Below are 6,879 nucleotides of genomic sequence, written 5' to 3'. Positions count from 1 at the left end.
ATGTGTATAAGAGACAGCTCCCCCAGCGGCCCCCTCGTGGGCTCCGACGAGCGGCCCGATGCCGGCCAGCCAGCCGACCGCCACCCCGGCGTTCTACCAAGGTGGCGGCTGGGGCGGTACGCCACCGGGCACACCGCCTCCGGGGCAACCCCTCGGCCCACCGGCCTGGAACCAGGGGCAGCAGCCGTCGGTATCACGGAACCGCAACCCGTGGCCGATCGTGGCCGCCGTCGCTATCGTGCTCGTCCTCGTCGTCGGAGGAGTAGGCATCTGGCTGGTCACCCGACCCAAGCCAGCGCCGCCGCCGAAACCGATCGCGGAGGACCGGCTCAGCGCGCTGTTGCTGAGCCCGTCAGAAATCAACTCCGTAATGGGCGCATCGAACATCCAACCGGGCAAACCCATCACGTCGATGGACTCGTCCCCGGTGACGCTGTCCCTGCCCGACTGCCAGGCGGCCCTGTATACCAGCCAAGATCCGGTCTACGCCGGCACGGGCTACACTGGAATCAGCGGTCTGGTGTCGTCGGAACCCGGCGACAACTACGACCACTGGGTCAACCAGGCCGTGGTGGCCTTTCCGTCCGCCGACAAAGCTCGCTCGTTTCTGCAGTCTGCGGCGGGCAAATGGAAAAACTGCGCGGGCAAGACCGTGACCGTCACCAACAAGGGCAAGACCTACCGGTGGACGTTCGCCGACGTGGTCGGCAGCCCGCCGAAGATCACGGTCATCGACACCCAGGAGGGCGCTGACGGCTGGGAGTGCCAGCGCGCGATGAGCGTGGCGAACAACGTGATCGTCGACGTCAACGCCTGCGGTTACCAGATCACCGACCAGGGTGGCCAGATCGCCGACCAGATCATCGCCAAGGTCAACAAGGAAGCCAAATAGGGGGCTAATCCTGGGCTAATCCTGGGCTAATTCCCCAGATCGGGTCCCTGGGCGCGAAGGTCGTCCACCGCAGCCATGGCGGTGCGCAACTTGGCCAGCCATTCCTCGGTGTGCTCACCGACCAGCCTGACCGACCACGCGAGGGCGTCGGCGCGTGACCGCGCGACACCGGCGTCGACCAAGGTGTCCAGCACCTGGCGCTCGGGTTGCCTCAGGCGTGTCATCACCGGAACCGCGATGTGGGTGAACAGGATCCGCTCGGTGCCGGTGTCGGAGACGACGTCCACGCCCCAGGACACCTTGCGTCCGTAGCGATCCTGTGCCTCGTCGGCGATCCGCATCCGCTCGGAACGAGTTTCCTCCCGGAACCGCGAGGCTCGTCCTTTCCCGCGTGCCGGACTCTGCTCCTGCCCGGAATCCTGCGGTGCGGTCAGCTTGCCGATCACCGTGATCTCCTCGCGGTCCACGATGACCGTGGGATCGCCGTCGAACCAGTCGTCGGGGAGACGTCCGGCGAACCATTCGGGCGCATCGCTGGCGTCGGGTTGCTGGGCCTGCTGCCAGCCCCCGGGGCGCCCGTAACGGTGCCCGTGCATAGAGTGTGCTTTCATCATTACATGATTACACCGTAATACCAATTATGGAATACTGTTCGCTTCCGGTGAACGTCCAAGCCGCGCGGAACGCTGCTCAAGCCGTGGGCGGGCCGGAAGGCCATTGCTATCGGGTAATGCCCAGTTGTATTTTTGGTAGCGAAGCAGGCCCGGAAGCGACCGAACTCAAGTGCCGGAAGACGGGGTGAGATCCGGCAGCGCAGGATCCGCATAAGACGGAGCCAGACGCCCCCGAGAGTCGCTCCGGGCCTGCCCATATCCGCGGTGGATTTGCCCTCCGGATCGGCCTGCCCAATCAGGGCCGCCGGCTGTCGTCGTCGCCTCGCCGCACCCGGAACAACTTGGCTTCATTCTTGATGCCCTTGAGACGACGGGTGCCGGCGAATGACCACTCGAACCCGGCGCCGTCACCCACCGACTCCCAGACGGAATCGGCGACCAGCACCGTGCCTGGCCGCGCCAGCCCGGTGACCCGGCTGGCCGCATTCACCGGACTGCCGAACCAGTCACCGGCCCGGCTCACCGCCATGCCGGACGCAACTCCGGCGCGCAGCCGGGGAAACGCCGCATCGGTGTCGACGACCTCGACCAACTTCAGGACCGTGTCCAGCAGCGGCACCGGATCCGAGCAGACGAACATCACCGCGTCACCGATCGTCTTGATGAACCGCACCGGCGGAGCGGTCAGGTCACGCGCCAGCTCCGCCAGCCGGCCGGCAAGTAGCCCCAACTCTTCGGCCGACACCACCTCACCGAGCTTGGTGAAGCCGACGAGGTCGGCGAAGGCGACGGTGACCTGGCGCGCGCCCGGCAACGGCTTGCCGGCAGCTCGCTCACCCGCATTGACGGCCTCGGTTTCCATCATGTGCCGCAACTGCATGAACAGCATGTCCTGGATCATCGGGCCGAGCAGCGGCACCATCCGGCCCACCAGCGCCTGCGACGCCTGGGCGATCTGCACCTCGCTGACCCCCGGACGCATAATCGCCGACAGCGCGGTATAGCGCATGACCTCTGCGGCGTGTGACAGGCCCTCGGCGAGAACACGCACCACCATGACGATTTGATCGGTATTGAGCCCCAGCTCCACGAACCGCTGCGCGGTTGCGGCGGCTTCACCGTCGGCTCGCATATGTACCGCCGCGTCCGGATCGTCGACTCTGGCCAAACCGATGGCGCGCTGCACCCGCTGCAGCAAGGTGAGGTCAATGCCGTAGGTCTCGCTGATCTCGCGGGCGGATACGTAGGTGCCGTCGTCGCCGATCAGCCGCCGGGTGGCCAGCAGCAGCGGCGGGTTGGCCAACCGGATCTCGTCGGCGGTGATGCCCTGTTCGAGCAACCACTCGATCAGCTCCGCGCGCTCGGCGCGTGCCGTGCCGTCGAGCCCGTCGAGCAGATCGGCGATATCGCGGTCGACCGGCTCGGGCACGTGGTCCACGGTGGCCTCCAGTGTCGCTGTTACGACACCGGCGGTCGCCGGTGTGCCCACGGCCGGGCGGCTTCGATCTGCGCTGACAACGACAGCAGGGTCGCCTCGTCATAGGGCCGGCCGACGAGTTGCACCGACATCGGCATGCCGTCGCCGTCGAAGTCCCAGGGCACCACGGCGGCGGGCTGGCCGGTCAGATTCCAGACCTGTTGGTAGGGCACCCGTTGAGCCACCAGCAGCAGCGTCGACACCGCGCCCCGGCGCTGATAGGCGCCGATCTTTGACGGGCCGGCCGCCGTACCCGGGGTGACGACGACGTCGACGTCGTCGAAGATCGACTGGATCCGGCTGCTCAACGCGGCCTCCGCGGCGCGCAGCGCCGCCATCCGGCGGTCGGAGAAGAACGAACCCATCCGCGCGATGGCCCGGGTGCGTGCTTCCAGACGTTCCGGGTGAGCCTGCGCGTCGGCGTCGTCGCTGATACCGCGCAGATAGCGGGGCAGGTAGTTGGCGTACAGCGCGGCCGGATACTCGGGGTCGCGAATGATCACGTCGTGGCCGAGATCGCGCAGCAATGCCCCCGCCTGGTCGACCGCTGCCAGTTGCGCCTTGCCGACCCGGACCGGAAGAGGGGTGGGGACCTTGGTGCTCAAGGCGATTCGCAGTCGTCCCGGCTCGCGCGCGGTAGCCTCGACGAATTCGCCTTCGGGGCCGGGCACCGCGGTCGTCACGTCGAGCAGCAGCGCGGCGTCGCGCACCGTACGCGTGATCGGGCCGTTGACGCTCAATCCCTGCCATGCGTCGTCGTGCGGCTCCAACGAGATCCGATCGCGTTGCGGTTTCAGCCCGAACAGACCACACCAGGTGGACGGGATGCGAATCGACCCGCCGCCATCGGACCCGAGTGCCACCGCGGCCAAGCCGGCGGCGACCGCGGCGGCGCTGCCGCCGCTGCTGCCGCCCGGAGTGCGATCAGGGTTCCACGGGTTGCGGGTAGCCCCGAACGTCAGCGACTCGGTGAAGGGCATCATCATCAGCTCGGGCACATTGGTCTTGCCGATGATCACGGCACCGGCCGCGCGCAGCCGCCGGACCACTTCGGAGTCGGCGGTGACGGCCGGACCGTGCGCGCCGCTGCCGTAGGTCGTCACCTCGCCGGCGACGTCGACGTCGTCTTTGACCGCGATCGGTACCCCCAGGAGGGGCAGTCGCTTGCCGGCCTCGAGGCGTTGCTGGGCCACCTCGGCCTCGTCGCGCGCGCCGTCGTAGCGCACCACGCGGTAGGCACGCAGCTGGCTGTCCAGCTGCTCGATGCGTTCCAGATAGACCTCGAGAAGCTCCGGTGCGGTGATCTCACCGTCGGCCAGCATTTGCGCCTGCTCAGTCGCGCCGGCGAAGGCCAGATCGCTAGGGTCCACTGCGGCAGCGTATCCCGCTGGATCGGGCGGTTCCAGATGCTCCCCGTAGCGTCGCCGGCCACGTGGTCCGTGCGGAAGGGTCGGCACCCGCCGCAGTACCGTGGGCCCTATGCCCTGCGTGTTCTGTGCGATAGTCGCCGGTGAAGCCCCGGCCATTCCGATCTACGAAGACGACGGCTATCTGGCCATCCTCGACATCCGCCCGTTCAGCCGCGGCCACACCCTGGTGCTGCCCAAACGACACACCGTGGACATCACCGACACCCCGCCGGACACGCTGGCCGACATGGTCACGATCGGCCAGCGGATCGCCAAGGCCGCCCGCGCGACGGAATTGGCCGACGCGACCAACATCGCGATCAACGACGGCAGCGCCGCCTTCCAAACGGTGTTCCACATTCACCTGCATGTGCTACCGCGCCGTAACGGCGACAAGCTAGCGCTTGCCAAGGCGATGGTGCTGCGCCGCGACCCGGACCGCGAGGCCACCGGGCGAATCCTGCGCGAGGCGTTGGCCCGGATCGACGCGAGCCAGTAAGACTGGACCATGAGCAATCTCACGCTGTTCGAACGATTAGTCGGCGCGCCGCTGTTGCGACTGCACGACACCGTCTACCAGAAGACCAATGGGCGCATCGGACACCGCATCCCGGGTGTTCCACCGAGCCTGCTGCTGCACAGCGTTGGCGCCAAGACCGGCCAGCCGCGCACCACGTCGCTGACCTACGCACGCGACGGCGACTCGTATCTGATCGTCGCCTCCAACGGCGGCGCCGATCGCTACCCCGGCTGGTACCACAACCTGCGCAAGCACCCACAGTGCGAAATCAACGTAGGCCCACGGCGATTGGCGGTGACCGCACGCCGGGTCATCCCCGACGACGCGGACTACTCCCGGATGTGGCAGCTCGTCAACAAGAACAACGCGAATCGCTACGCCGGTTACCAGCGCCGGACGCCGCGGCCCATCCCGATCTTCGCGTTGACCCCGGGCCCGCAAAGCTCCGGGGCGTAGTCAAGCCCGGACCGGTCGTAACGGATTATCCTGCGCTAGAGCGCGCGGTGAAGCTGCCAGTTGTCACCGGCAATGGGGTTGCGAAGCGACTGGAGCGGCTATGAAAGGCGGCATGCCCACTCCGCGGCGGCGCTTCGGACGGCCGGTGCGCGCTGATTGGCTCGTCGGCGGCGGATACGCCGCCGCGGTGACGCTGACCGCCGCGATATCGATCGGGGGCGCGCCGGGCGCCTACCCGGCTCGGCCGGTCAACCAGCTTGTGCCGGTGTTGTCGTTGCTTTTCACCGCGGCATGTGCCGGCAATGCGGCCCGGTGCGCGGCCGGGCGCCGCAGCTTGGGATGGCTGGCGCTGACAACGGCGCTGGCGGGGTGGGCAGTCGGTGAGGTCATCTGCGCTTTGTCCGACGGGTGCCCGCAACTCGATCACGCCGCACACCTGACGGCGGCTGAGATGGCCCTGCTGTGGTATCCCGTTGGCGCCGCGGCGTCCTTGGTGCTGCTGTCCGGTTCCGTTCGTCGCGTGCCTTGGCGGCTGATCCTCGACGGTGTCATCGTCGCGACGTCGTTGTTCCTGGCCGCGTGGGTATTCATCCTCAACAAAGTGGTACGCGACGGGAGCAGCTCGCGGCCGGTGATTTTCACCCATGTGCTCGCCGACGTCGTCGTCATGACGGTCGCGATTCTGGTGTTGTCGCGAACGCTGCCCAGCGGGCGGCCCAGCCTGAGCCTGTTAGAGCCTGTTCGTAAACGGGTGTGACTGTAGTGGCAGATGATAGCGATGTGATAACGATTGCGTGTCATGTGAGGGCGTGAGGCGGGGCTCGCGGTAGCTCGTAAACTCCAACAAGCGACATCGGGTACGCCGCACCAGCCCAGATGGGGACGCCTCCGCGCCAGCCCACCAGCGCCCGTCCAGCAGGCCGCATGAATATTTACGAACAGGCACTTAGCCGGCGGGATCACCGTCATCGGCGGCGCCGACATCGTGATCGTGTTCCAGACCGGGGTCGGCAGCTACCACACCGGCGAGCTGGTCGACCTGCCCCGAGTGGCCGGCCTGGGCCTGGTGGCGGTGGCGGCGCTGGCCAGCGTCAGGGAGTCCCCGACCGCCGTTTCTGACGAGAGGAGCGAGACGGGTGCGGAGGTCACGTCCCGGGTCCGGCTGTGGTTGCCGTACCTGCCGCTGCTGCTGGCCGCGGCGATCGGACTGGGCCACCTCATGGACCAGGTGCGGCGGTGGCCGTTGCTGTGGACCTCCCCCGGTTTCCCGGAGACTTTTTTTATTTGGGACCGACCCCCTCGAGTGGGAGGGTAGCCGCTTGGGGGTGGTGCTGCTGGTTGTCCTTCCAGGCAGCTTCATATTCGTCGGGTGAGAGCCCGCAGAGGCCAGCTTGGATGCGGCGGGGGTTGTACCAGCCGGATACTTCCTGTTCGCTGCCACTGCACACTTCCTTCCTCCAGGCTCTCAAGATCAAACCTGGTTCGGAAGTCTCCGAGAAACCGGGGGAAGC

At 67.3% G+C, this 6,879-nt stretch carries 7 protein-coding genes and 1 pseudogene; 5 read left to right on the top strand and 3 right to left on the bottom strand.

Annotated elements, in window-relative coordinates:
* A pseudogene (locus tag CDN38_RS20955) lies at positions 1-892 on the top strand (sensor domain-containing protein); the annotation flags it as partial.
* Positions 893-918: 26 nt separating this feature from the next.
* On the opposite strand, the gene abmR reads toward CDN38_RS20955, so the two are convergent.
* From abmR to CDN38_RS20940, 3 genes are all read right to left on the bottom strand, one after another.
* Entirely contained in the window at positions 919-1,503 is a 585-nt protein-coding gene (abmR, locus tag CDN38_RS20950; RefSeq protein ID WP_075509231.1) for an ATP-binding transcription factor AbmR, read from the bottom strand.
* A 298-nt stretch (positions 1,504-1,801) separates the two neighbouring features.
* Positions 1,802-2,944: an adenylate/guanylate cyclase domain-containing protein gene (locus CDN38_RS20945; protein ID WP_075509232.1), complete on the bottom strand. Its 1,143-nt coding sequence runs from the start codon at positions 2,942-2,944 to the stop codon at positions 1,802-1,804.
* Positions 2,945-2,964: 20 nt separating this feature from the next.
* Positions 2,965-4,353, bottom strand: coding sequence for an amidase (locus CDN38_RS20940; RefSeq protein ID WP_075509227.1), 1,389 nt, complete (start codon positions 4,351-4,353; stop codon positions 2,965-2,967).
* Positions 4,354-4,462: 109 nt separating this feature from the next.
* On the opposite strand from CDN38_RS20940, the gene CDN38_RS20935 reads away from it, so the two are divergent.
* From CDN38_RS20935 to CDN38_RS20920, 4 genes are all read left to right on the top strand, one after another.
* Positions 4,463-4,891 carry an HIT family protein gene (locus CDN38_RS20935; RefSeq protein ID WP_075509228.1) on the top strand — a complete coding sequence of 143 codons (429 nt, stop codon included), beginning with the start codon at positions 4,463-4,465 and terminating at the stop codon, positions 4,889-4,891.
* Positions 4,892-4,900: 9 nt separating this feature from the next.
* A complete protein-coding gene (locus CDN38_RS20930) occupies positions 4,901-5,368 on the top strand; it encodes a nitroreductase family deazaflavin-dependent oxidoreductase (RefSeq protein ID WP_075509229.1) in 468 nt (155 codons plus the stop codon).
* 112 nt (positions 5,369-5,480) lie between these two features.
* A complete protein-coding gene (locus CDN38_RS20925) occupies positions 5,481-6,125 on the top strand; it encodes a hypothetical protein (RefSeq protein WP_142361306.1) in 645 nt (214 codons plus the stop codon).
* Positions 6,126-6,359: 234 nt separating this feature from the next.
* Positions 6,360-6,683 (top strand): hypothetical protein, encoded by a 324-nt coding sequence (locus CDN38_RS20920; protein ID WP_142361305.1) that lies wholly within the window; start codon positions 6,360-6,362, stop codon positions 6,681-6,683.
* The last annotated feature ends 196 nt before the right edge of the window (positions 6,684-6,879 follow it).

Source organism: Mycobacterium ostraviense (genome assembly GCF_002705925.1).
GTDB classification, from domain to species: Bacteria; Actinomycetota; Actinomycetes; order Mycobacteriales; family Mycobacteriaceae; genus Mycobacterium; species Mycobacterium ostraviense.
The sequence above is the reverse complement of the archived record's forward strand: the minus strand, read 5'-3'. Positions and strand labels throughout refer to the sequence as shown.